1 protein-coding gene is annotated in these 286 nt (G+C 41.3%); it reads right to left on the reverse strand.

The window, feature by feature from the left end; translation table 11 throughout:
- Positions 1-193, reverse strand: a 193-nt coding sequence (locus HMPREF9441_RS18845; protein ID WP_216593519.1) for a hypothetical protein, incomplete at its 3' end; no start/stop codon positions are given.
- Positions 194-286: the final 93 nt, after the last annotated feature.

A 286-nucleotide genomic window follows, 5' to 3' on the forward strand; every position in this document is an offset into this window, starting at 1 on the left:
CAAATCTCTCAGCATTGTTAACAGTAACAGTAAGGTCTAAAGAAGCATTTTTACCGCATAGGTATACTTGTGGGTATTTTCTACCGGTTGAAGAACATACATATATCTGACCACTTAACCCTTGTTGTATCATCTTCTCTATAGGGTGGTCGGCATCTGCATCATTGCTAAGTACAGTAAACTCCTCTTTCATAGTAGTACAGCCCGCTTTGGTTTTAGTAACCTTATACACCCCTGGTGAAGAGGCTACTATACTGCGCCCATTAGCAGCACCTACTATAGTACC

Origin of the sequence: Paraprevotella clara YIT 11840 (assembly GCF_000233955.1) — a bacterium.
Taxonomy (GTDB): domain Bacteria; phylum Bacteroidota; class Bacteroidia; order Bacteroidales; family Bacteroidaceae; genus Paraprevotella; species Paraprevotella clara.